Origin of the sequence: Sinorhizobium fredii USDA 205, assembly GCF_001461695.1 — a bacterium.
GTDB lineage: Bacteria > Pseudomonadota > Alphaproteobacteria > Rhizobiales > Rhizobiaceae > Sinorhizobium > Sinorhizobium fredii.
On the sequence record NZ_AUTC01000130.1, the window covers coordinates 1 to 23,130 of the forward strand.

The following is a 23,130-nucleotide window of genomic DNA, read 5'->3' on the forward strand; positions in this document are numbered from 1 at the left end:
CCGCTTGAGCCAACAGAATGGTTCAATTTAACCAGGAAAGGCTCTAATGCAACCGGCAGATCACGCCCGCCGGCTGCAGGTTGCGATCAATCCTGCGTTTCGCCCGTCAGCGGTGTAGCGACCATCGAGGGACGCTGCTCGAAGCTGTCGAACCAGCGCGTCAGGCGCGGCCGGTCGCGAAATGACCGAAGAGCGCGAAAAGCCATCCACGAAAGTGTCGTGGCCAGGGCGATCTGGCCGATATCGATGTCTTCCTCAGGAAAAAACGTCGTCTCGAGCCAGTCGTAGGTCGCCTCGATCTTCTCTTCATAGCCTTTGGCGAGCGCCGGGTAGCGCAAGTGTTCCGGCCGGCGGTCCCACTCCCAGCGAAGCCCTATCCCGGTCTGGGCAAGGACCTGTGCCACCGATTGCAGCCGCAATGCCCGCCAACGCGGCTCACCGCTTTCGGGGATGAGCTTGCGCCGCTCATGCAACGTATCGAAATAGGCACAGATGACATCGGAATCGAAGATAGGCTCGGCGTCACTGCGCAGCAGGACCGGAACCTTGCCGAGCGGATTCTCGGCATAGACTTCGTCATTGCGCCGTGTCGGGCTCGTCTCGTGGTGGATGACCTCCAGCCGATCGGCGAGACCGATCTCATGGGCGAACACGAGCGCCTTGCGGGCGAAGGGGGAATGGGTCTGGTAGTAGAGGATCATTTATGCCTCGGGCGCGTTGGCTGTTGACGCTGCGCGAAGAATAGTAAATCGGCCGCAAGAAAAGCGCTCTGTTTCGCCGCCCGCCGCGCAAGTTTGTTTCACGCGCGGCGGCAGCGCATGCCCGCCGGTTGGCTCAGTTGCTCTTCTTCACCGGCGCGACAATGCCCCAGGTGATGCCGAACGGATCGCGGAGCTGGCCGTAATAGTCGCCCCAGAAGGCGATCTCCAGCGGCATTATCACTTCCGCACCGGCCGTCACGGCGCGCTCCCACCAGGACTGGGCGTCGTCGACGATGAGATGCAGCACGAAACCCTCCGGCGGCTTCCACGGAAAGCCGAACTCCGGGAAGGGATCGTTCAGCATCAGCGCGCCGCCATTGATCGTCAGGTGGCAATGGATGAGGCGCTTGCCGTCCTCGGCATATTTGCGGTCCTCCTCCTTGGCGCCGAAGGCACGGCCGTAGAATTTGGCGGTTGCATCCGCATCCTCGACGTTGAGATAGGCGATGACGCCGGCCATCGGCGGATGCGAAGGCGTGTCCCAGTCGACCTTGGACGTCGGGTCGAGATCGATCGCTGCCTTGAAGCTTCCGTCCATGTAGAAGGGGACCGACTCATGCTGGTGGGCGATCTTCCATCCCTTGTCGGTGCGTTCGAGGCCAAGGGTCTGCCGATACCAGAGCGATACTTTCGCGCCATCCTGCTTTTCGCCGGAGAGATGCGCGAGCGCCGTGGCGAAGGCGACGTCCCCGCCGGATGAGATCTCGAGGTCCTGATGCTGGTAGCCGAGCGGTCCCTTCCAGGTGGAAAACCACTGTTCGAGTCCCTCGGCATCGGCGTCCGAGGCCTTCAGCGGCGGCGCCAGCGAAAAGACGAGGCAATCCTGCGTGCCATGCGAAAGGACGCGGCCAGCATCCTTCTGCCGCAGGGCCTCCGCCCAATCCTCGATCGCCGCCCGAATCTCGGCGACATTTGCGGTCCGCTCGGTGGTGGACATGATCTATCCTCCTCTCAGAGTTTCGCGACGAGGGCGGCGAGCTGGTCGGCGCATTGGCCCCAGCCCTCGTGGAAGCCCATCTTCTCGTGCGCCTCGCGGTCCGCGACGCTCCAGTGGCGGGCGCGGGCCGTGTAGCGGGTCTTGCCGCCCTCCTCCTCGAAGGTCAGGATCGCCGTCATGAAGGGCTTTTCGGAAGGCTTCCAGGCTTCCGTGTAGGCGTCGGTCATCACCAGTTTCTCGTTCGGCACGACCTCCAGATAGACGCCCTGGTTGGGGTAAAGCTCGCCCTCCGGCGACCGCATGATGAAGCGGTTGGTACCGCCCGGCCTGACGTCGAGCGCCGCTTCGGTGATCGTCCACGGCAGGGGCGCGAACCATTGCTTCAGGAGCTCGGGATCCGTGAAGGCGCGAAAGACCTTCTCGCGCGGTGCATCGATCAGGCGGATCAGAACCAGTTCGCGTTCGGTGACGGGGTCGATTTCGGTTGCTGCGGTCATTTGCCATTCCTCCTTGGTGGGTTCCAACCTAGGACGACCGGCAAGAGCGGATGCCGACAGCGGCGGAAGATTTTTTATTGCTGGTCTTCGTGAAGGTCGGCGGCGCCCGCCTCCCCCGCAAGGTGGTCGAGCTGCTTGCGGATATAGGCCGCCTCCGCCGCATTGGTGGCGAGCGCGATCGCCCGGTCGAAGGCGACGCGCGCCTCGCGGACCCGGCCCATTTGCTTGAGCAGACCGCCGCGCAGGCCGTGAAAATAGAAATAGCCGGAAAGCCGGTCGGCCAGCGGCTCGACCAGCGACAGCGCCGCCTCCGGCCCGTTGCGCTTCGAGACGGCCACGGCCCGATTGAGCGTGACGACGGGCGACGGCTGCAGGCGCTCGAGCGCCTGGTAGAGCAGGTCGATTTCCTCCCAATCCGTCAATTCCGGCCGATCGGCGCGCGCATGCAGCGCCGCGATCGCGGCCTGGATCTGGTAGGGACCGGGGCGGCGGTGGCGCATAGCCTTGTCGATCATCGCCAGCGCCTCGGTGATCATCGGTCGGCGCCACAGCTGCCGGTCCTGGTCCTCGAGCAGGACGATGGCGCCATGGGAGTCGAAGCGGGCACGGGCACGCGAATGCTGTAGGAGCAGAAGCGCCGTCAGCCCCATGATCTCCGGCTCCGCCGGAAACAGCCGCAGCAGCAGCCGCACCAAACGGATCGCCTCATCACAGAGATCGGCGGAGACCCCTTCCGGGCCGTTCATGGCCGAATAGCCCTCGTTGAAGACGAGGTAGATCATCGTGGCGACCGCCGCGAGCCGCTCGGCCCGGTCGGAGGCGTCCGGCGTTTCGAACGGGATGCCGGCGGCGGCGACACGTCCCTTGGCACGGGTGATGCGCTGCTCCATCGCCGCCTCGCTGACGAGGAAGGCGCGGGCGATCTGCTTGACGGAAAGACCGGACACGATCCGGAGCGCCAGGGCGATCTGCTGGGTCGCCGGCAGGACCGGATTGCTGCAGACGAAGAGCAGCCTCAGGATATCGTCGCGGTAATGCGCCCCGTCGAGGCGGTCCGCAAGCTCGCTTTCCCGGTCATCGAGATCGGAGAGCAGCTCTTCCGGCGGCAGCGCCGTCTCGCGCGATTGCCGCCGCACCTTGTCGATACCGCTGTTCCGGCCGACGAAGATCAGCCAGGCAGCCGCGTCGCGCGGCGGCCCGTTCTTCGGCCAGGTCTTCAAGGCCCGGATGCAAGCCTCCTGGAACGCCTCCTCCGCCAGATCGAGATTGCGGAAATAGCGCAGCAGCGCGCCCATTGCCTGCGGCCGCGCCGAAACGAGGGCAAGGTCGATCCAGGCGGTGTCGGTCATGGGGCAAGCTCACCTGGCTTGTAGAGGGAAAGGGGGCGGATTTCGTAGGAACCTGCAGCCGGATTGGCGGCACTCAGCTCGCGGGCAAAATCGAGCGCCTCGTCGAGCGATGTGCAATCGATCAGGTAGAAGCCGAGCAGCTGCTCCTTGGTTTCGGCGAAAGGGCCATCGATGACAACGGTCTCGCCTGGGCTGTGGCGCAATGTCGTCGCCGCCGTCGTCGGCAGTAGCCGTGCGACGGGGCCGAGCTTGCCGGCCTCGACATATCTGCGCTGGACGGCGGTCAGGTCACGCATGACCTTGTCGTCCTCCTCCTTGGTCCAGGCGCTGGTCACATCTTCCGAATTGTAGCAAAGCACCGCGTAAAGCATCGAGACCTCTCCCGCTTCGATTGAAAAGACGAATGACGAAAGAGATAACCGACAAGCGGGACGACAAAAAGTGCTCGTCGGCGCTGCGCACGAAGAAGAGCCGAGACGGAGCGGCCGCGGTGCGAAAACTGATGGCCGCGACGAGTTGCGTCTCCTAACACGGCAGCCTGTTCCATAACGAAAAAGGCCCGGAAAACCGGGCCAATTCGTAAGTCCTTGCCTACCTATTCGTTTATCAGGCGCTTCAGCAGCTCGATCTCGTGGCTGAGTTTCGTGTCGCCAGAGATCAGTTCCTCGATCTTGCGCACCGCGTGCAGCACCGTGGTGTGGTCGCGACCGCCGAAGCGGCGACCGATTTCCGGGAAGGAGCGCGGCGTCAGAGTCTTCGACAGGTACATGGCGATCTGGCGCGGCTTGACGATGACGCGGGTTCGGCGGTTCGAGACCAGTTCCTGGCGCGACACATTGTAGTGCTTGGCGACTATGCGCTGGATGTCCTCGATACGGACGCGGCGCGGCTCGCCGGCATTGACGAGGTGGCCGAGCAACTCGTCGACGCGCTCGATCGACAGCTGCGGCTCGAAGGAGCGGCGGAACAGGAGTTGGTTGAAGGCTCCTTCCAACTCGCGGCCGCTTGCCGTGACGTTTCGCGCCACATGGGAGAGGATCTCCTGCGGAATGTCGAGCGAAGTATCGTCCTGACGGGCGACATCCAGGCGGCGCTTCAGCATTTCGAGGCGCATATCGTAGTCTGGGCCCTCCATCTCGATCGCCACGCCGCCCTGCAGGCGGGAGCGAACGCGACTGTCGAGCGATTCCAGTTCCCACGGTGCCCGGTCCGCCGCCACGACCACCTGCTTGGCCGAGTCGAGCAGCATGTTCAGGAGATGGCAGAATTCATGCTGGATCGACTTTCCCTGCAGGAACTGCATGTCGTCTATGACGAGAAGATCGATGTTGCGCAGCGACTCCTTCAGCGACAGTGCGTCGTTGTCACGGATCGCCGTGGCGAAACGCCACATGAAATATTCGGCCGTCAGGTAGACGACGCGTGGCGCCCGGGCGCTTTGCAGCGCAGCAAGCGCGATCGCCTGCAGCAGATGCGTCTTGCCGAGCCCGACGCTCGAATGAATGAAGAGCGGATTGAAGCGCACTGCACCGGCGCCGGCCTCGGCGATCGTGCGTGCGGCGGCGAGCGCCACCCGGTTGGACGAGCCCTCGACGAAGCTCTCGAAATTATAGCGCTGGTCAAGCGGCGAGCCGAAAAGCGGCGCCTGTACCGGCCTTGCCGCAGCTGCGACCGTGGCAGCGGCAGCGGCGACGGGCTGGGCCGAGGCTGCGCGGCGGACCGGGGCAGCCGGCGCCGGTTCGGCTGTCGCTGGAACTGCCTCTTCGTGAACCGCCGGGCGCTGGCCGCGGGTCGCGGTGCGCACGAGAATCTCCACCTTGAGGATCTCACCGTCTTCCTGCCGGAAAAGATTGGTGATCAGCTCGAGATAGCGATTGTTGATCCATGACTTCAAGAACGTCGTCGGCACCGACAGGCGTACGACGCTTTTCGATACCGAATGGAGCTTGAGACGTCCGAACCAGCTGGCGAAGACATCCGGACCGACCTGGGCTTTTAGACGCGCACTTACCCGCTCGAAAAGTGCGTCATGCCGCATGTCGTGTTTTTCCCCCGCCGCCTGAGACTGCTTGCTTCCGGCCTGAATTCCTTCAGACGCCGTCGCCAAATTCATCTGCATGTTGCCGCCTTCCAATATCATTTTCCGATGCCGTCATTCCTGCCGGCCTCATCTTTAATGTCCATCGGACACGGCTGCCTTCAAAGCCATGCCGCGCCCGATAGACGCCCTGTCGCTGCGAAACCAGGCTCCTCATATCCCGTCCCGCTGCGCGCTGCGCTCATCCGCTCGCCTCAATCAAGCGAATGTCCCCTCGCGCCTAGTCCTATCGATTCCGTGTGGCCGTTTTCAAGCCATCCGGTCTTACCCTTTGTGACTACGCCGCGCCCTCGTACGAAGCGGGTAGCCGAGGTCTCCTTCGATCTTGAGCACACACCGACACAGTACCGATGGGAACCACATACGCCACAACCATAAGACGAAATGTCCTCGTTCCGCGACGACGGCTCGTCCGGCTTAACCATCTCGACTTGTCTGATTGAACGACGTGGACTTACCCCGCCACAGGGAACAGAAAGCCTCAAGCCATCTCGTTGAAATGACTCCAAACCTCCTTGATGCAGATGTGTTCCGTGTCCCCTGTGAAAGCCATTTAGGCAGGATCGAGGGGCAAGATCAATGGCGATTTTTACCGCTTATTAAACGCTGCCAGTTGACTCTCGTGCCACGTTTTGCATGCGTGTTTGCGAGTCCCGCAAGAATCGCTTTTGAATCAAGGGTTTTGATTTTTGCCGCCGTGTTTAGCTGGCGAAAAAGAAAAAAAATAAAAATCTTCTTGACTCACTTTGCGTCGAAGATGTCGACGCGCCGGGACGACGCGCCTATGACAACCTCGCGCATCTCTTTGAAATTATTGGAACATTTATGTCACGCCACTGACACAACCGCCGTTCGTGCAGACTAGTCATGACCATGGCGAAATTATGAATCCGAAAAGCCCGACGCAAGCGCCGGGCTTTTCAACATTTGCTTATTATTTAGCCGGGTTAGGCCGAAAGGGCCTTCACGCGCTGCGCCAGACGGGACACTTTGCGCGATGCCGTGTTGGCATGCACGACGCCCTTGGTGGCGGCACGCATCAGTTCCGGCTGGGCTGCTTTCAGGGCAGCGGCGGCGAGCGCCTGATCGCCGGAAGCGATCGCCTCTTCAACCTTGCGGACGAAGCTGCGGACGCGCGAACGACGAGCCTTGTTCACTGCGGTACGGCGTGCGATCTTGCGGGTCGCTTTTTTCGCCGAAGTTGTATTGGCCATTGATGCCTCTCTTCGAAAACTGACATGAACTCCGCCTTCGCCGTGCCGGGTCACTGCGACCTGTCATCCAAGCAATTCGGGAGCAGTATCGGAAAAGCCATGCGAGATGGCGTTTCAAACTGAGGGCGGCGTATAGCGGGAAAGCGCCGTCGCGTCAACGCGCATTTTGTGAAAACCGGCGCCTTCCCGATTCATCTGTGTTTGAATTCCGCTTTGCGCTTCGCGACGAAGGCGGCCATCCCCTCCTTCTGGTCTTCGGTAGCGAACAGCGCCTGGAAGAGCCGCCGCTCGAAACGCAGGCCTTCGGCAAGGGTGACTTCCAGCGAGCGGCTGACCGCCTCCTTCGCCATCATCACCGCCGGAAGCGCGAAGGAAGCGATCTTCTCGGCAGCGGCAAGCGCCTCTTCCAGCAACTTGTCGGGCGCGACGATCCGCGCAACGAGGCCGGCCCGCTCGGCTTCGGTCGCGTCCATCATGCGGCCAGTCAGGATGAGGTCCATCGCCTTCGCCTTGCCGACCGCCCGCGTCAGGCGCTGCGACCCGCCCATGCCGGGGATGACGCCCAGAGTAATTTCCGGCTGGCCGAATTTCGCCGTCTCCGATGCGATGATGAAGTCGCACATCATGGCGAGTTCACAGCCACCGCCAAGCGCAAAGCCGGAAACCGCCGCGATCATCGGCTTGCGAGCGCCGGCGACGTGCTCCCAACCGCCGAGAAAATCACCGAGGTAGCTGTCGACGAAATCGAGCGCCTGCATTTCCTTGATATCGGCACCGGCCGCGAATGCCTTTTCCGAGCCTGTGATGACGATCGCACCGACACCCTTGTCCACATCGAAGGCCTTCAACGCTGCATCAAGCTCGCGCATCAGGGTCGAATTCAGCGCATTCAGCGCCTGCGGCCGATTGAGGGTGATCAGGCCGACGCGCCCGCGCGTCTCGACCAGCAGCGTCTCGTAACTCATTGTCGTCTCCTCCAGATTTCGATCTCGATTCCTGCAGGCGCTACACGGGCGGAAACCGCATAGGCGCTCGTGCCTTTATTTCTGGCAGCGCGGGCAATGGAAGGTCGAACGCCCTGCCTGAACGATGCGGGCGACCGTACCGCCGCAATCCGGCTTACGGCAAGCCTCGCCCTCCCGGTCGTAGACGGAAAAGGCATGCTGGAAATAGCCGAGGCTGCCATCCGCCTGGATATGGTCCCTGAGCGACGAGCCGCCGGCAGCGATCGCGTCGGCAATCACCGCGCGGATCGCCTCGACAAGCGCGAACAAGGCCCGTTTCGGACGACCGCGCTTGTCGACCAGCGTTCCGGCGGCCCTGTTCGGCGACAAGCCGGATCGCCACAGCGCCTCGCAAACATAGATATTGCCGAGGCCGGCGATCGTCCTTTGGTCGAGGAGCGCCGTCTTCAGCGGCTGCGATTTTCCGGCAAACCGGGCGGCCAGGTAGACGGCGTCGAGCGCATTGCCGGTCGGCTCCTCGCCGAGATCGCGGAAGAAGGCGTGCTCGGCGATCGTATCGCGCCGCGCCAGATCCATGAAGCCGAAGCGGCGCGGGTCGTTGTAGATCACCCGCGTCTGGCCGGAGCCTCCGTCGAGATGGAAGATCACATGGTCGTGCTTCTCGTCCTTGCCGCGCGGATGGTGGAATCCGCCGGGCGCCACCGGCTGCGTGCCGGCCTCGATGCGGAACGACCCGGACATGCCGAGATGCGCGACGATCACGTCGCCGCCCTCGAGGTCGATCATCAGATATTTTGCCCGCCGCGACAACGCCAGGATGCGGCGGCCCGAAACAGCGGCGGCGAAATTCTCGGGAAAGGGAAAGCGCAGGTCCGGCCGGCGCAATTCGGCGCGCACCAAAAGCGCCCCCTCCATCGTCGGCGCCAATCCGCGTTTGACCGTCTCGACCTCAGGCAATTCCGGCATCGGCCGTCTTCCTTCACTCTTTATTCATTCCATCCGCCCGCATCGCTAGCGCGCCATTCCCATGGCATGATTGATATCCTATAGGGATGCTCTTTGTCGCAGCGACGCCCCGTCGCTGAGATAGCGCGCGCGGGACGATTTCGCTATGGTGCCGGCAAAATTCGTTGGAGTGGAGTTTTCGTATGACGGATGAGCGCGTATCGGCCGATGGCGGAATGGAGACCTCCTTCGGTTTCCGCGACGTCGGAACGGGCGAAAAGCAGCCGCTCGTCAACGACGTCTTCCACAAGGTCGCGAAGCGCTACGACATCATGAACGACGTCATGTCGGCCGGGCTGCACCGCGTCTGGAAGGATGCGATGATCGCCGCGCTCAATCCGCCGCGCCGCGAGGACTACCGGGTCCTCGACGTCGCCGGCGGCACCGGCGATATCGCCTTCCGCATCGTCGATGCCTCCGGGCGGCGGGCGCATGCGACCGTGCTCGACATCAACGGCTCGATGCTCGCCGTCGGCGCTGAACGCGCCAGGAAGAAGGGGCTCCTCGGCAATCTCGAATTCGTCGAGGCGAATGCCGAGGACCTGCCGTTTGCGGCAAACTCCTTCGATGCCTATACGATCGCCTTCGGCATTCGCAACGTGCCGCGCATCGAGGTGGCACTCAAAGAGGCCTATCGTGTGCTGAAGCGCGGCGGGCGGCTCCTGGTGCTCGAATTCTCGGAGGTGGAGATGCCGCTGCTCGACCGGGTCTACGACGCCTGGTCATTCAACGCCATCCCGAAATTCGGCAGGCTCATCACCGGCGACGAGGCGCCCTACCAATATCTGGTCGAATCGATCCGCAAGTTCCCGAACCAGCGCGATTTCGCCGCGATGATCCGCACTGCCGGCTTTGGCCGCGTCTCCTTCACCAACTATACGGGCGGCATCGCGGCCTTGCATTCCGGCTGGAAAATCTGACCGCATGAGCACGCCTGGAGCATATTTCCGTCTCGTGCGGATCGGCTGGGTGCTGGCGCGCGAGGACGCCTTCGCGGCGGTCCCGTCCGAACACCTTCCTCCGCTTGCGCGTTTCGTGCAGAGGCTCGCCGGGCTGCTTGCCCGCCGCCGGGCCCGGTCCGAGGTGCGCAGCGGCCGGCTCGCCCGCGCGGTCGAACGGCTTGGCCCCTCCTATGTCAAGATCGGCCAGTTTCTCGCCACACGCCCGGATGTGGTCGGAGCGGAGCTCGCCGCCGACCTGTCTCTCTTGCAGGACCGCATGGCGACGTTTCCCGAGAGCGAGGCCCGCTCCGCGATAGAAGGTTCCCTCGGCCGCTCCGTCGATGCGCTCTTCGTCGAGTTTTCCGAAGCGATGGCGGCCGCGTCGATCGCCCAGGTCCATCCAGCCGTCGTCCTGCGCGACGGTAGGCGCGAAAGGGTGGCCGTCAAGGTCATCCGCCCGGGCGTGCGCCAGCGCTTCGCCGCCGATATCGAGGCGATGTACCTCGTTTCGCGCATGCAGGAGCGCTTCCTGCCCTATACTCGGCGGTTGAGGCCAGTCGAGGTGACGAAGACGCTCGAACAGACGACCAAGGTCGAAATGGACCTGCGGCTCGAGGCCGCCGCCCTTTCCGAACTCGGCGAGAACACCAAAGAAGATTCCGGTTTCCGCGTCCCCAAGGTCGACTGGGAACGCACCGGACGCGACGTCGTGACGATGGAATGGATCGACGGCGTGAAGATGTCGGACATCGAAGGCTTGAGAGCCGCCGGCCATGACCTCAACACGCTCGCCGAAACGCTGATCCAGTCCTTCCTGCGCCATACCCTGCGCGACGGCTTCTTCCACGCCGACATGCACCAGGGAAACCTGTTCGTCGACGATGCGGGCCATATCGTCGCGGTCGACATGGGGATCGTCGGAAGGCTCGGCAAGAAGGAGCGCCGCTTCCTCGCCGAGATCCTCTTCGGCTTCATCACGCGCGACTACCAGCGCGTCGCCGACGTGCATTTCGAGGCGGGCTACGTGCCTTCGCACCACGACGCGGCGAGCTTCGCCCAGGCGATCCGTGCGATCGGCGAGCCGATCCACGGCCAGCCGGCTGAGACGATCTCGATGGCTAAGCTCTTGACGCTGCTCTTCGAGGTGACCGAGCTCTTCGACATGCAGACGCGCCCCGAGCTCGTCATGCTGCAGAAGACCATGGTCGTCGTCGAGGGCGTGGCCCGCACGCTCAATCCGCGCTTCAACATGTGGAAGGCGTCGGAACCTGTCGTCGGCAAGTGGATCCGCGACAATCTCGGCCCGAAACGCATCGTCACGGATCTGCGCGACGGGCTGCACGCGGCGCTGCGGGTTGCCGAAGCCGTTCCGGAAATCGCCGCCCGCACCGAACGCTTCTCGGCGGAAATCATGGCGATGAGCGAAAACGGCCTGCGCTTCGATGCAGAGACGGCGGAGGCGATCGGCAAGGCGGAGGCACACCATACGCGCTCGGGGCGCCTGGCGCTCTGGGTGATCGCGGCAACGCTCGTTTTCATCGCCTGGCAGCTTGCCTGAGCGCCAGGAAAATCGCTTCCGATTTCCTGCATCCTGGAATAGTATCCGCCCATGGACAGTCGCTTTTCGCTCGTGATGGTGGTGACCACGCAGACCCCAGGGTGTGCGGGAGACCTGTTGCGCTAAGCGAACCGTCTTCAAGCCAACCCTGCCGAGGCGAGCAGGGTTCGGCTCTGTTTCCTCGGCGAGAAGAGAGAGGAAACAATGAGCGCCAGTTCGCCCGCTTTTCATATCCGCGCTGCATCCGTTGCCGACTGGGAGGCACTCGCCGCCCTGCGCGATCTGCCCGGCGTCCGGGCCGGAACGTTGCGCCTGCCCTTCGCGCCGCCGGAGCAGACGCGACGCTGGCTCGAGGGCCTCACGGAAAACGACCTGATCATCGTCGCCGAGTTCGAGGGACGGATCGTCGGACTCGCCGGGTTGCACCGCCACAAGGGGCGGCGGCAGCATGCGGCCGACCTCGGCATGTCGGTCCATGACGACTACCGGCGGCGCGGCATCGGCAAGGCGCTGCTGGAGGCCCTAATCGAGACGGCGGACCGCTGGCTCGGCATCTCCCGCCTCGAGTTGACGGTTTTCACCGACAACGAGGCTGCAATCGGCCTCTACCGTAATGCGGGCTTCGTCAGCGAAGGCGTCCTGAAATCCTATGCGCTGCGTGACGGAACGTACGCCGACGTCTTCGCGATGGCGCGTCTGCGGGCATGATCGGAAGAACGGTGTCCCGGCCTTCTCCGGCGGAGAAGGCCGGCGCCGATTTACGCTCCCGGCGCCTTGCGAGCGACCGTCGAAACTGTCATCCATTGCCAACCGAGAGACCAAGACACATGAAGCACGAAGCCCCACCCGTTCCGGCCGGCGCCGTCATCCGACAGGGTGGAAGGACGTGCTTTCATCGGCTGACGAATACGACGCCCGTCATCATTCATGTGCGCTCCGGAAACAAGGTCGTGGTCACGCGCGACACCCATTTGTTCCTGACAGCCGGCGAATATGGCCTGCTGCCCGACCATCAGCCCATGACCATGGAGAATATTCCCAGGGCGCCGCTCAACTACGAAGCGCGTGTGCTGCCTGTGCCGCGTCCCTTGTTCGAGGAAGCCTACGCCCGTCTGGCTTTCATCACGCCTCCTCGGATGGCCCTTCCCATTAAGGCCTTGGACCTGCCCGGCGAGGCAGCAGGGCTGTTTGATTTCTGCTGTTCCTCGGAAGAGTTCGCGAAACTGCCCACCCCGGTCGCCACGGTCCGTCTGATGGAGCTCATCACCTGGTTCGCGCTGAGCGGAGCCGTCTTAGGCACCCAAGGAAATCCCCTTTTGCAGCATCGCCTGCGCCAGATGATCGAGGCGGATCCCGCCCACAACTGGACCTTGGGCCAAGCCGCCCGCAGCTTCAACATGAGCGAGGCCACGCTTCGGCGGAAGCTGGCGGCCGAGAACACCAGCTTCAGCGAGACATTGAGCGACACGCGCATGACGCGGGCGCTGGCGTTTCTGCAAACCACCACCCTGCCGATCGCCCACGTCGCGCAGGAGGTGGGTTACGACTCGCCGTCGCAGTTCTCGGCCCGATTCAAGGAGCGGTTCGGCATCAATCCGCGCGAAGTGCGGGGAGATTTCGGAATATTTGAGCGGATCGGGACAGAAGTTGAGCACATCAGGAGAGACAGTGTCTCCGTGTAAGGCTACGGTTGCTTTATTAGCTCATTTCACTGTTTCATCGGAACATTGAAATGACCTAACCCTTTGAAACTACGCAATTCCGGACGGAAAAACCGTTACACGCTTTTCCTGGAATTGCTGAAGCAACTGCAGGAAAGACCCATGCGCTTCATCACGACACTTCTCGCCCTGAGCTTCCTCGGCGCCACCGCCGCACAGGCCGAAATGAACCTGACCTCAAGTGACCTGGCGGCCGGAAAGCCCATGGCCGACGCCCAGGTCTTCAACGGTTTCGGCTGCAGCGGCAAGAATATCTCGCCGCAATTGAAGTGGTCCGGCGCGCCATCCGGCACCAAGAGCTTCGCGATCATGGCCTACGATCCCGATGCCCCGACCGGCTCCGGCTGGTGGCACTGGACGGTCTTCAACCTTCCCACCGACGCCACCGAGATTGCCACGGGCGCAAGCGGAAAGCTCCCCGCAGGCGCGATCGAGGGCCGCACCGACTTCGGGTCGTCCGGCTACGGTGGCGCATGCCCGCCGGAAGGCCACGGACCGCACCGCTACCAGTTCACGGTCTACGCGCTGTCTGTCGACAAGCTCCCCCTCGACAAGGACGCCCCGGCCGCCATGGTTGGTTTCTTTGCCCGGGCCAACGCGCTGGACCAGGCGACGATCGAGGTCACATACGAACGCTGACCTACAGCGCCGTGCGTCTTTTTAGACGCACAAGGGTCGCCGTAGCACTTTGATTCGCTGCATGTTTTTATCCTTAAATCGAGTACGATTTAAGGAAACGTGCAGTAGACGCCGGCCAAACTGCTCTGCCAGCGGCGGCATCCCGCCGCTGGCAGTCTGGTCATTGCGCAAGGGGCGAGGTTTGAGCGAGATCGAACACCGTCTCGCCGCAGCGGCGCCCGTTGAAGGAGAGGACGATGCAAGGGGAAGAACGCTTTCTGCGCGAGGCCGTATCGCTCGCACGCGCCAACCTGGAGAAGGGCGGCCGTCCTTTCGGCGCCGTCATCGTCAGGAACGGCGAGGTGATCGGCAGAGGCGTCAACGAAATGCTCGAGACAGGCGACCCGACGTCACACGCCGAGCTCAATGCGTTGCGCGCCGCGACCAAGGCCCTCGGCTCATTGCGGCTGGAGGGCGCAGCCGTCTATGCCAGCGGCCAGCCCTGCCCGATGTGCCTCGCTGCGATGCGCATGGCGGGGATTGCCGATATCGCCTATGCCCATTCGAACGAGGACGGCGAGCCTTACGGACTTTCGACGGCAGCGATCTATGCGGAGCTCGCCAAGCCTCTTGCCGAACAGGCAATGCGGTTTCGCCATGTGACCTTGGAGGACGACGACCGGACGCTTTATGCCGATTGGCAGGCGCGACAAGCGACACAGCAGCGCTCGTGACAGGCGCCAACGTACGGGACCTTGCTCCAATTGCGCACAACCGTTTGCTCGGCTAGGGTCCGGACGTAGGACAAGGAGCGGCGACAAGCCGAAGCGGAATGACACTGTCGGGCAAGCGTATTCTCCTCATCATTTCCGGCGGCATCGCGGCCTATAAGAGCCTCGACCTCATCCGCCGGCTGCGCGAGCGCGGCGCCGCGGTCCGGCCGGTGATGACAGCGGGGGCGCAGCAATTCGTGACGCCGCTTGCCGTCGGCGCGCTTGCCGCCTCTCACGTTTACACCGAGCTCTTTTCACGCGAGGACGAGCAGGATGTCGGCCATATCCGGCTGGCGCGCGAGTGCGACCTCGTCGTCGTGGCCCCGGCAACCGCCGACCTGATGGCCAAGATGGCGAACGGCCACGCGGACGACCTCGCCTCGACGGTGCTGCTGGCGACCGACCGTACCGTGCTCGTCGCGCCGGCGATGAACCCGAAGATGTGGACACATGCTGCGACGCGCCGCAACCGCGCGACGCTCGCCGCCGACGGCATCCGCTTCGTCGGCCCCGCCTCGGGCGAGATGGCCGAGAGCGGCGAGGCCGGCGAAGGCCGGATGGCCGAACCGCTGGAGATCGTCGCGGCGATCGAGGCGCTGCTCACCGGCGCCAAACCGCTTGCCGGCAAGAAGGTGATCGTCACCTCCGGGCCGACGCACGAGCCGATCGACCCGGTCCGCTATATCGCCAACCGCTCCTCCGGCAAGCAGGGTCATGCGATCGCCGCAGCGTTGGGGCGGCTCGGGGCCGACGTCACCCTCGTCTCCGGCCCGGTGACGATCCCGGATCCCGCCGGGGTCCGCGTCGTTCGGGTCGAGCGCGCCGAGGAGATGCGCGATGCGGTCGTCGCCGCCCTGCCGGCCGATGTTGCCGTGATGGTCGCGGCGGTCGCCGACTGGCGCGTGACCTCGGCCGCCGGCAACAAGATCAAGAAGCGGCCGGGCGAAGCGCCGCCGCCGCTGCAGCTTGCCGAGAACCCGGACATCCTGAAGACCATCGGGCATCATGCATCGCGGCCGAAACTCGTGATCGGCTTTGCGGCGGAGACGGAAAACGTCGCCGAGAACGGCCGCGCCAAGCTTGAAAGGAAGGGCGCCGACTACATCCTGGCAAATGACGTCTCCCCGGCGACCGGCATCATGGGCGGCGACCGCAACCGCGTGAAACTGATCGGCCGCGGCGGCACGGAGGAATGGCCGGAAATGGGCAAGGACGAGGTGGCGGACAAGCTCGCAGCACTGATTGCCGCGAAGCTCTCCTGATAGCTCCCGCTTGGGATATCAGGCGACAGGGAGGCCGCTTGCGACCTTCGCGGACGAAGCCGCCGCAACAACGGGCTCCCGGACTGGCGCATTCGCGGCGCCGAAAAGACGAACATCGACACCGTTTTCGCCGACAATGACGGCGGAACCATCCGGAATCTCGGCCCAGGCGTTGTCGTCGTCGTTGAGCGGCTCCGAGACGAGGCAGTAGCCGCCCTGCGGCCCCATCGGGGCGGCGTAGAGGGTCGGCGCCCTGCGGTCGGAGGCGTAGCGGACCGCATAGAGGTCCTCGCCGTTGGAAAACGCCGCGGTGAAGCGGACAAGCACCTTCAGGCTCAGTTGCTCTGCCAGACGCTCCACGAAGCCAAGCGCCTCGGCAACCGCCCCGAGCGGGTCGCGATCGAGACCGAACTGCAGGGCGAGCAGGAAGAGCAGCTCCGAATCCGTCGTGCCGGTGCGCGCCGCATAGAGATCGTCGGCAAGCATGTTTTCCATTGGGCGGCGCAGGTGCTCGAAATGGCCGATCTGGCCGTTGTGCATGAAGGCCCAGCGGCCATGCACGAAGGGGTGGCAGTTGTCGCGTCGCGTGCCGCCGCCGGTCGCCGCGCGCACATGGGCGAGGAACAGGCGCGAGCGGATCTGCCGCGCAATGCTCCTCAGGTTGCAGTCGGACCAGGCGGGCAGGATGTCACGGTAGCGGCCGGGCTCGTCGCGATCGCCATACCAGGCGATGCCGAACCCGTCGCCATTGGTGGCCGTCTTCGCCCGTGTCGCGCAATGGGACTGTTCGATCAGCGAATGGGCCGGCGAGGTCACCAGCTCCTCGAGATACAGCGGCTCTCCACGATAGGCTGCCCAGCGGCACATGCGTCGATCACTCCGGTTCCGGTCTTCTGATAAGAGGCGATTCGTCGACCATCGTCACGGCGATGTTCCAATGGAACATGGTAAAAATGCGTTAATACTTTTCGCATGGCGTGCTTTTCGGCGCTGTCTCCATCGGCACAATGAAAAAGTAATTTCGAATAAACATTCCATATTGACAAAAATCGCACATTTCATTTCATTTCCGCCTGACAGGCGAGGGCTCGACCCAGGAGGAACGACATGAGCGGCAAACGCAGATTGGGAGTGGGCCTGATCGGCACGGGCTTCATGGGCAAGGCCCATGCGCTCGGCTTCACGATCGCAGCGCGGGTCTTCGACCTGCCCTTCGAACTGGATCTGGTGACGGTTGCCGATGTGACCGCCGAAAGCGCCGAGACCGCCCGCGCGCGCCTCGGCTTCCGCAAGGCGACCGCCGACTGGCGCGATCTCCTGACCGATCCGGATATCGACATCATCGACATCACCACACCGAACCTGCTGCACAAGGAGATGGCGCTGGCGGCGATCGCGCATGGCAAGCACGTCTATTGCGAAAAGCCGCTGGCGCCGACAGTTGCCGACTGTGCCGAAATGGTTGCGGCGGCCGAAAAGGCGGGCCTCATCACACAGGTCGGGTTCAACTATCTGAAGAACCCGCTCATCTTCCTCGCCAAGGACATCATCGACAGCGGCGAGATCGGCGAGATCCGGTCGTTCCGCGGCGTCCATGCCGAGGACTTCATGGCCGACGCCACCATCCCATGGGCCTGGCGGCTCGATCCGAGGAGCGGCGGCGGCGCGCTCGCCGACATCGGCAGCCACATCATCGCCTGCATGCGCCACCTCGTCGGGCCGATCAAATCCGTCCTCGCCGAAACCGTCATCCATATACCGGAGCGTCCGGTCTCGCGCGGCGCGGCCGAGACCCGCGCCGTCGAAGTCGACGACATCGCCCGCGCCTTCGTGCGCTTCGAGAACGGCGCCACCGGCAGCTTCGAGGCGAACTGGATCGCCACAGGCCGCAAGATGCAGCACGACTTCGAAATCTACGGCTCCAAGGGCAGCATCGTCTTCACCCAGGAACGGCTGAACGAGATCAAGGTCTACTATGCCGGCGACGACATCAAGAGCCGCGGCTTCCGTACCATCTGGGCCGGGCCGGAGCACCCACCCTACGGCGCCTTTTGCGTGGCGCCCGGACACCAGATCGGCTTCAACGATCTGAAGGCCATCGAGGTCAACGAATTCCTGGAGGCGATCGCCAAGGGCGGCAAGCCTTCGACGGATTTCCGCGAGGGCTACGAGGTCCAGAAGGTGCTTTCGGCGACGTACCGGTCGGCCCGGAGCAACGAATGGGTCGACATCGGCTGATCCCGGATTGCGGGTGGGAAACATCTGCAAAATGGAACGTCCGTTCTATCCCGACGGCGACCAATCGATTAGAATGAGGCAAATAGAACACGAGCAAGCCTGGAGATGCCGAACGATGTCAACGCCGGAGACGACCACGGATGTGCCGCAGGATTTCGAGGCGCTGAAGGCCGTCATCCTGGAACGCAAGGCGCAGTTGCCAAAGCGGCTGAAGCAGGTCGCCGCCTATTCGCTCGACAATCCGGACGAGATCGCCTTCGGCACGGCGGCAAGCATTGCCACCTCGGCCGATGTCCAGCCCTCGACGCTGGTGCGCTTCGCCCAGCATTTCGGCTTCGAAGGCTTTTCGAGCCTGCAGCAGATCTTTCGGGCCCGCCTGCGCGAGCGGACGCCGGGCTACGAGGACCGGTTGAAGGCGTTGCGCGGCAATGACCACAGCCGGCTCGAAAGCGGCTCGATCTTCAACGGCTTCGTTGCGGCCGCGCACCGATCGCTCGACAACATCGCGACATCCGTCGACCCGCAAGCCTTCGAGCAAGCCGTCGACATCCTCGCCAGGGCGGACACGATCTACCTGATCGCCAAGCGCCGCTCCTATCCGATTTCCAGCTACATGGCCTATGCCTTCGGCAAGCTGAAGGTGAAATACCAGCATGTCGGCACGGCCGCCGGCATCGACGACGATATGCTGGCGATGGCGACGAAACAGGATGCCGCCTTCGCCGTCAGCTTTTCGCCCTACGCATCGGAGAGCGCCGCCCAGGCTCGCCTGTTGGCGAACCGAAAGGTTCCGGTCGTGTCGCTGACCGATTCCGCCTTCTCACCGCTGGCCGAGTCGTCGAAAGTGTGGTTCGAACTCGTCGAGGCCGATCACGCCGGCTTCCGCTCGCTTTCGGCCAGCATGGCCTTCGCCATGGCGCTGACCGTGGCGATCGCCGAGAAGCGGCGGCGTGCCGAGGACGCGGCAATATAGAACGGAAATTCCATATTGACGAAATGACGGAATTTATGTTTCATACGCTCATCGCCCATGACACGATCATAACTGTCGGCGCCGTCGCGGCGGCCGCGGGGAGGAAGCAGTGAGCCAGAGTTTATCGGCACAAGTTCCAGCGGGCGGCAAGCCCCTCGACATCATCACGATCGGCAGAGCTTCGGTCGACCTTTACGGTCAGCAGATCGGCACCCGGCTTGAAGACGTGGCGAGCTTTGCCAAATCCGTTGGCGGCTGCCCCTGCAACATTTCGGTCGGCACAGCGCGCCTGGGCCTGAAATCGGCGCTGTTGACGCGCGTCGGCAACGAGCAGATGGGGCGCTTCATCCGCGAACAGCTTCAACGCGAGGGCGTGGAGACGCGTGGCATCGTCACCGATCCGGAGCGTCTGACGGCGCTCGCAATTCTTTCCGTCGAGAACGAAAAATCCTTCCCGCTGCTCTTCTACCGCGACAATTGCGCGGACAACGCCCTCAACGAGGACGATATCGCGGAGGACTTCATTCGCTCTGCCCGCGCGGTCCTCGTTACCGGCACGCATTTTTCGAAGCCCAATACGGATGCCGCCCAGCGCAAGGCGATCCGGATCGCCAAGGAGAGCGGCGCGAAGATCGTCTTCGATATCGATTATCGCCCGAACCTCTGGGGTCTCGCCGGCCACGATGCGGGCGAAAGCCGCTACATCGCGTCCGATCGCGTCTCGGCGCATCTGAAGACCGTGCTCGGCGACTGCGACCTGATCGTCGGCACCGAGGAAGAGGTGCTGATCGCCTCGGGCGAAAGCGACCTGCTCCAGGCACTCAAGACCATCCGTTCCCTGTCCCATGCGACGATCGTGCTGAAGCGCGGGCCGATGGGGTGCATCGTCTATGACGGACCGATCTCCGACGATCTCGAAGACGGTATCGTCGGCAAGGGCTTCCCGATCGAGGTCTACAACGTGCTCGGCGCCGGCGACGCCTTCATGTCCGGCTTCCTGCGCGGTTGGCTGAAGGGCGAGCCGCATGCGACGTCCGCCACCTGGGCCAATGCCTGCGGCGCCTTCGCGGTGTCGCGGCTGCTCTGCGCGCCGGAGATCCCGACCTGGATCGAACTGCGGTTCTTCCTGGAAAACGGCAGCAAGGAAAGGGCGCTGCGCAAGGACGAGGCGATCAACCACGTGCACTGGGCGACGACGCGCCGCCGTGACATCCCGCTTCTGATGGCGCTCGCGATCGACCACCGCAGCCAGTTGGAAGATATCGCCGAAGGCAAGCCGGAACTGCTGGCGCGCATCCCGGCCTTCAAAGCTCTGGCCGTCAAGGCGGCCGCCGAAGTCGCCGCCGGCCGGCCCGGCTTCGGCATGCTGATCGACGACAAATACGGCCGCGATGCGCTCTATGCCGCCGGTGCCCAGCGCGATTTCTGGATCGGCAAACCGATCGAGCTTCCCGGCTCCCGGCCGCTGCAGTTCGAGTTCAGCCAGGATCTCGGCAGCCGCCTCATCGACTGGCCGGTCGACCACTGCATCAAGGTGCTGTCCTTCTACCACCCGGACGATCCGGCCGAGCTCAAGGCCGCCCAGGTCGCCAAGCTGCGCTCGGCCTTCGAGGCGGCCCGCAAGGTCGGCCGCGAGATCCTGATCGAGATCATCGCCGGCAAGCACGGCAAGCTCGATGACGACACGATTCCGCGCGCCCTCAACGAGCTCTATGATGCCGGCCTGAAGCCGGATTGGTGGAAGCTCGAGCCGCAGGCGAGCCGCACCGCCTGGGCCGCCATCGACGCCGTGATCGAGACGCGCGATCCGCTATGCCGGGGTGTCGTCCTGCTCGGCCTCGAGGCCCCCTATGAGGTCCTCAAGGACGGCTTTGCGGCGGCAAGGACCTCGAAGACGGTAAAGGGATTTGCGGTCGGCCGGACGATCTTTGCCGACGCCGCCAAGACCTGGCTCACCGGCTCGATGACCGACGAACAGGCCGTCGCCGACATGGCGGCAAAATTCAAGGCGCTGGTGGATCTGTGGCTCCAATTGGGTGAAACCAAGGCTGCTTAAGCAACACAAGGACAAGTGGGAAGCGCCCGCATCCTGCTCTAACTTATGGAGTGGATCGCCGGCTGGCGGCATCAAACGACAATAGGCGGAGCGGACTTCGCCACCTGGAGGAAATTCAAAATGAGCCAGAAAACCGTGCGCCTGACCATGGCCCAGGCCGTGGCGCGGTTCATGACCCGGCAGATGACCGTCATCGACGGCAAGCGCGTGCCGATCTTCGGCGGCGTCTTCGCGATCTTCGGCCACGGCAACGTCGCCGGCGTCGGCGAAGCGCTCTATGCCATCCGTGAAACCCTGCCGACCTACCGTGCCCAGAACGAGCAGGGCATGGCGAATGCGGCGATCGCCTTCGCCAAGGCGAGCTTCCGCCGCCGCTTCATGGCCTGCACGAGCTCGATCGGCCCGGGAGCGCTCAACATGGTGACTTCGGCGGCACTCGCCCATGTCAACCGCCTGCCGGTGCTCTTCCTGCCCGGCGACGTCTTCGCCAATCGCCGGCCCGACCCGGTGCTGCAGCAGGTCGAAGGCTTCGGCGACGGCACGATCTCGGCCAATGACTGCTTCCGTCCGGTGTCGCGCTATTTCGACCGCATCACCCGGCCAGAGCAGATCATCCCGGCGCTTCGCCGCGCCATGCAGGTGCTGACCGATCCTGCCGATTGCGGCCCGGTGACGCTGTCGCTCTGCCAGGACGTCCAGGCGGAAGCCTATGATTATCCGGAATCCTTCTTCGACGAGAAGGTCTGGGTGCCGCGCCGCGTCGAGCCCGATCTCGACGAGCTGGCATCGGCGATCGAATTGCTCAAATCCGCGAAGAAGCCGATCATCATCGCCGGCGGCGGCGTGCTCTACGCGGAAGCCACCGCAGACCTCGCGAACTTTGCAGAAAAGCACGGCATTCCGGTCGTCGAGACGCAGGCTGGCAAGTCCGCCCTGCCGCACTCGCATCCGCTCAACATGGGCTCCGTCGGCGTCACCGGCACCTCCGCCTCCAACCGGCTTGCCGAGGAGACCGATCTCGTTCTTGCCGTAGGCTCGCGCCTCCAGGATTTCACCACCGGTTCCTGGGCGCTCTTCAAGAACGACGACCTGAAGATCATCGGCCTCAACGTCCAGCCTTTCGACGCCGGCAAGCACAATGGCCTGCCGGTCATCTGCGACGCGCGCGCCGGCCTCAACAGGATGTCGGGCGGCCTCGGCGGCTATAGGGTCGATCCGAGCTGGACCGAGAAGGCGAAAGCCGACAAGGCCGAGTGGCTGGCTGCGGCCGACAAGGCGACGGCGACGACCAATGCGGCGCTTCCCTCCGATGCCCAGGTGATCGGCGCCGTCCAGCGCGCCCGCGGCGGCAGCAAGACGACGCTCATCTGCGCGGCCGGCGGTCTGCCCGGCGAGCTGCACAAGCTCTGGCAGGCGGAAGAGCCCGGCGGCTACCATATGGAATACGGCTTCTCGACCATGGGCTACGAGGTCGCCGGCGGCCTCGGCGTCAAGCTCGCCAGACCCGAGCGCGACGTGATCGTCATGGTCGGCGACGGTAGCTACATGATGCTGAACTCGGAGATCGCCTCGTCGATCATGCTCGGCGCCAAGTTCACCATCGTTCTCTTGGACAATGCCGGTTATGGTTGCATCAACCGACTGCAGATGGAGACCGGCGGCGCCAACTTCAACAACCTCTTGCAGGACACGCACCACGTCGAACTGCCGCAGATCGACTTCGCCGCGCACGCCGCTGCCATGGGCGCCGTCACCCGCAAGGTCGGCTCGATCCCGGAACTCGAAGCAGCGCTCGCTGAAACCGCCAACGAAGCGCGCACCACGGTCATCGTCATCGATACGCATCCGCTGATCACGACGGAGGCCGGCGGCCATTGGTGGGACGTCGCGGTTCCCGAGGTTTCGGAGCGGGCGGAGGTGAAGGCGGCCCGCGAGGGCTACGAGAAGGCGCTCCAGTCGCAGCGCTTCGGTTAAGATTGCCCTTCCGGCGCCTGCGTTTGCTGCGCGGGCGCCGTCAGCAAGCGCCCCTCTCCTCGGGTTTAACCCGAGGACTAACCCTCTCCCGGCAAGCGGGGAGAGGGGACTTCAGAGGGGCGCGGCACATCCCTTCTCCCCGTCCTCACGGGGAGAAGGTGGCGGCAGCCGGATGAGGGGCGCGCCCCGC

At 63.9% G+C, this 23,130-nt stretch carries 22 protein-coding genes; 12 read left to right on the top strand and 10 right to left on the bottom strand.

Translation table 11 applies throughout. The features are described 5' to 3' along the window. Positions 1-86: 86 nt before the first annotated feature. The 6 genes from N181_RS13245 to dnaA all read right to left on the bottom strand — a co-directional run bounded on the left by N181_RS13245 (position 87) and on the right by dnaA (position 5,582). Positions 87-701, bottom strand: coding sequence for a glutathione S-transferase family protein (locus N181_RS13245; protein WP_014327037.1), 615 nt, complete (start codon positions 699-701; stop codon positions 87-89). Between the two features lie 133 nt (positions 702-834). Further along, positions 835-1,698 carry a nuclear transport factor 2 family protein gene (locus N181_RS13250; protein WP_014327036.1) on the bottom strand — a complete coding sequence of 288 codons (864 nt, stop codon included), beginning with the start codon at positions 1,696-1,698 and terminating at the stop codon, positions 835-837. A gap of 14 nt (positions 1,699-1,712) precedes the next feature. After that, on the bottom strand, positions 1,713-2,195 hold the full coding sequence (locus N181_RS13255; RefSeq protein WP_014327035.1) for an SRPBCC family protein: 483 nt from the start codon (positions 2,193-2,195) through the stop codon (positions 1,713-1,715). 74 nt (positions 2,196-2,269) lie between these two features. Further along, positions 2,270-3,544 carry an RNA polymerase sigma factor gene (locus N181_RS13260; RefSeq protein ID WP_037397495.1) on the bottom strand — a complete coding sequence of 425 codons (1,275 nt, stop codon included), beginning with the start codon at positions 3,542-3,544 and terminating at the stop codon, positions 2,270-2,272. After that, positions 3,541-3,915 carry a YciI family protein gene (locus N181_RS13265; protein WP_014327033.1) on the bottom strand — a complete coding sequence of 125 codons (375 nt, stop codon included), beginning with the start codon at positions 3,913-3,915 and terminating at the stop codon, positions 3,541-3,543. Before N181_RS13265 ends, N181_RS13260 begins: the two co-directional genes overlap by 4 nt. 224 nt (positions 3,916-4,139) lie before the next feature. Beyond that, positions 4,140-5,582 (bottom strand): chromosomal replication initiator protein DnaA, encoded by a 1,443-nt coding sequence (gene dnaA, locus N181_RS13270; RefSeq protein ID WP_037397512.1) that lies wholly within the window; start codon positions 5,580-5,582, stop codon positions 4,140-4,142. Between the two features lie 499 nt (positions 5,583-6,081). Between dnaA and N181_RS33095 the strand changes: the two genes are divergently transcribed. After that, positions 6,082-6,507, top strand: coding sequence for a hypothetical protein (locus tag N181_RS33095; RefSeq protein WP_141322322.1), 426 nt, complete (start codon positions 6,082-6,084; stop codon positions 6,505-6,507). Positions 6,508-6,589: 82 nt separating this feature from the next. Here N181_RS33095 and rpsT read toward each other — a convergent pair whose 3' ends face one another. The 3 genes from rpsT to mutM form a co-directional block, all read right to left on the bottom strand. Further along, on the bottom strand, positions 6,590-6,856 hold the full coding sequence (rpsT, locus tag N181_RS13275) for a 30S ribosomal protein S20 (RefSeq protein WP_014330823.1): 267 nt from the start codon (positions 6,854-6,856) through the stop codon (positions 6,590-6,592). Positions 6,857-7,047: 191 nt separating this feature from the next. Further along, positions 7,048-7,821, bottom strand: coding sequence for an enoyl-CoA hydratase (locus N181_RS13280; RefSeq protein ID WP_014330822.1), 774 nt, complete (start codon positions 7,819-7,821; stop codon positions 7,048-7,050). A gap of 75 nt (positions 7,822-7,896) precedes the next feature. Beyond that, entirely contained in the window at positions 7,897-8,787 is an 891-nt protein-coding gene (gene mutM / locus N181_RS13285) for a bifunctional DNA-formamidopyrimidine glycosylase/DNA-(apurinic or apyrimidinic site) lyase (RefSeq protein WP_014330821.1), read from the bottom strand. A 182-nt stretch (positions 8,788-8,969) separates the two neighbouring features. Between mutM and ubiE the strand changes: the two genes are divergently transcribed. From ubiE to coaBC, 7 genes are all read left to right on the top strand, one after another. Beyond that, the gene (gene ubiE / locus N181_RS13290; RefSeq protein ID WP_014330820.1) at positions 8,970-9,746 is read left to right on the top strand and encodes a bifunctional demethylmenaquinone methyltransferase/2-methoxy-6-polyprenyl-1,4-benzoquinol methylase UbiE; all 777 of its coding nucleotides are present in this window, start codon (positions 8,970-8,972) and stop codon (positions 9,744-9,746) included. Positions 9,747-9,750: 4 nt separating this feature from the next. Further along, entirely contained in the window at positions 9,751-11,325 is a 1,575-nt protein-coding gene (ubiB, locus tag N181_RS13295) for a 2-polyprenylphenol 6-hydroxylase (protein WP_037397492.1), read from the top strand. 204 nt (positions 11,326-11,529) lie between these two features. After that, on the top strand, positions 11,530-12,033 hold the full coding sequence (locus N181_RS13300; RefSeq protein ID WP_037397489.1) for a GNAT family N-acetyltransferase: 504 nt from the start codon (positions 11,530-11,532) through the stop codon (positions 12,031-12,033). A gap of 119 nt (positions 12,034-12,152) precedes the next feature. Further along, on the top strand, positions 12,153-13,007 hold the full coding sequence (locus tag N181_RS13305; RefSeq protein WP_014330817.1) for a helix-turn-helix transcriptional regulator: 855 nt from the start codon (positions 12,153-12,155) through the stop codon (positions 13,005-13,007). A 141-nt stretch (positions 13,008-13,148) separates the two neighbouring features. Next, entirely contained in the window at positions 13,149-13,685 is a 537-nt protein-coding gene (locus N181_RS13310) for a YbhB/YbcL family Raf kinase inhibitor-like protein (protein ID WP_014330816.1), read from the top strand. A 236-nt stretch (positions 13,686-13,921) separates the two neighbouring features. Further along, complete coding sequence (locus tag N181_RS13315; RefSeq protein ID WP_014330815.1) at positions 13,922-14,398, top strand: nucleoside deaminase; 477 nt, start codon at positions 13,922-13,924, stop codon at positions 14,396-14,398. A gap of 98 nt (positions 14,399-14,496) precedes the next feature. Further along, on the top strand, positions 14,497-15,699 hold the full coding sequence (gene coaBC / locus N181_RS13320) for a bifunctional phosphopantothenoylcysteine decarboxylase/phosphopantothenate--cysteine ligase CoaBC (protein ID WP_014330814.1): 1,203 nt from the start codon (positions 14,497-14,499) through the stop codon (positions 15,697-15,699). A gap of 18 nt (positions 15,700-15,717) precedes the next feature. Here the strand turns inward: coaBC and N181_RS13325 are convergent, their stop codons facing one another. Beyond that, a complete protein-coding gene (locus N181_RS13325) occupies positions 15,718-16,566 on the bottom strand; it encodes a class II glutamine amidotransferase (RefSeq protein ID WP_014330813.1) in 849 nt (282 codons plus the stop codon). A 240-nt stretch (positions 16,567-16,806) separates the two neighbouring features. On the opposite strand from N181_RS13325, the gene N181_RS13330 reads away from it, so the two are divergent. The 4 genes from N181_RS13330 to iolD all read left to right on the top strand — a co-directional run bounded on the left by N181_RS13330 (position 16,807) and on the right by iolD (position 22,940). After that, a complete protein-coding gene (locus N181_RS13330; protein ID WP_014330812.1) occupies positions 16,807-17,937 on the top strand; it encodes a Gfo/Idh/MocA family protein in 1,131 nt (376 codons plus the stop codon). Between the two features lie 115 nt (positions 17,938-18,052). After that, complete coding sequence (locus N181_RS13335) at positions 18,053-18,910, top strand: MurR/RpiR family transcriptional regulator (protein ID WP_037397484.1); 858 nt, start codon at positions 18,053-18,055, stop codon at positions 18,908-18,910. Between the two features lie 109 nt (positions 18,911-19,019). After that, on the top strand, positions 19,020-20,966 hold the full coding sequence (locus tag N181_RS13340; RefSeq protein WP_014330810.1) for a bifunctional 5-dehydro-2-deoxygluconokinase/5-dehydro-2-deoxyphosphogluconate aldolase: 1,947 nt from the start codon (positions 19,020-19,022) through the stop codon (positions 20,964-20,966). A gap of 120 nt (positions 20,967-21,086) precedes the next feature. Beyond that, positions 21,087-22,940, top strand: coding sequence for a 3D-(3,5/4)-trihydroxycyclohexane-1,2-dione acylhydrolase (decyclizing) (gene iolD / locus N181_RS13345; protein WP_037397509.1), 1,854 nt, complete (start codon positions 21,087-21,089; stop codon positions 22,938-22,940). Positions 22,941-23,130 lie beyond the last annotated feature (190 nt).

Excerpts from the sequence above, each read along its gene's own strand:
- ubiE (WP_014330820.1), top strand. The coding sequence starts at position 8,970 with ATGACGGATGAGCGCGTATCGGCCGATGGCGGAATGGAGACCTCCTTC.
- N181_RS13260 (WP_037397495.1), bottom strand. The coding sequence starts at position 3,544 with ATGACCGACACCGCCTGGATCGACCTTGCCCTCGTTTCGGCGCGGCCG.
- N181_RS13315 (WP_014330815.1), top strand. The coding sequence starts at position 13,922 with ATGCAAGGGGAAGAACGCTTTCTGCGCGAGGCCGTATCGCTCGCACGC.
- rpsT (WP_014330823.1), bottom strand. The coding sequence starts at position 6,856 with ATGGCCAATACAACTTCGGCGAAAAAAGCGACCCGCAAGATCGCACGC.
- dnaA (WP_037397512.1), bottom strand. The coding sequence starts at position 5,582 with ATGCGGCATGACGCACTTTTCGAGCGGGTAAGTGCGCGTCTAAAAGCC.
- N181_RS13300 (WP_037397489.1), top strand. The coding sequence starts at position 11,530 with ATGAGCGCCAGTTCGCCCGCTTTTCATATCCGCGCTGCATCCGTTGCC.
- coaBC (WP_014330814.1), top strand. The coding sequence starts at position 14,497 with ATGACACTGTCGGGCAAGCGTATTCTCCTCATCATTTCCGGCGGCATC.
- mutM (WP_014330821.1), bottom strand. The coding sequence starts at position 8,787 with ATGCCGGAATTGCCTGAGGTCGAGACGGTCAAACGCGGATTGGCGCCG.
- N181_RS13325 (WP_014330813.1), bottom strand. The coding sequence starts at position 16,566 with ATGTGCCGCTGGGCAGCCTATCGTGGAGAGCCGCTGTATCTCGAGGAG.
- N181_RS13280 (WP_014330822.1), bottom strand. The coding sequence starts at position 7,821 with ATGAGTTACGAGACGCTGCTGGTCGAGACGCGCGGGCGCGTCGGCCTG.
- N181_RS13265 (WP_014327033.1), bottom strand. The coding sequence starts at position 3,915 with ATGCTTTACGCGGTGCTTTGCTACAATTCGGAAGATGTGACCAGCGCC.
- iolD (WP_037397509.1), top strand. The coding sequence starts at position 21,087 with ATGAGCCAGAAAACCGTGCGCCTGACCATGGCCCAGGCCGTGGCGCGG.
- N181_RS13250 (WP_014327036.1), bottom strand. The coding sequence starts at position 1,698 with ATGTCCACCACCGAGCGGACCGCAAATGTCGCCGAGATTCGGGCGGCG.
- N181_RS13335 (WP_037397484.1), top strand. The coding sequence starts at position 18,053 with ATGTCAACGCCGGAGACGACCACGGATGTGCCGCAGGATTTCGAGGCG.
- N181_RS13245 (WP_014327037.1), bottom strand. The coding sequence starts at position 701 with ATGATCCTCTACTACCAGACCCATTCCCCCTTCGCCCGCAAGGCGCTC.
- N181_RS13310 (WP_014330816.1), top strand. The coding sequence starts at position 13,149 with ATGCGCTTCATCACGACACTTCTCGCCCTGAGCTTCCTCGGCGCCACC.
- N181_RS13330 (WP_014330812.1), top strand. The coding sequence starts at position 16,807 with ATGAGCGGCAAACGCAGATTGGGAGTGGGCCTGATCGGCACGGGCTTC.
- ubiB (WP_037397492.1), top strand. The coding sequence starts at position 9,751 with ATGAGCACGCCTGGAGCATATTTCCGTCTCGTGCGGATCGGCTGGGTG.
- N181_RS13255 (WP_014327035.1), bottom strand. The coding sequence starts at position 2,195 with ATGACCGCAGCAACCGAAATCGACCCCGTCACCGAACGCGAACTGGTT.
- N181_RS13305 (WP_014330817.1), top strand. The coding sequence starts at position 12,153 with ATGAAGCACGAAGCCCCACCCGTTCCGGCCGGCGCCGTCATCCGACAG.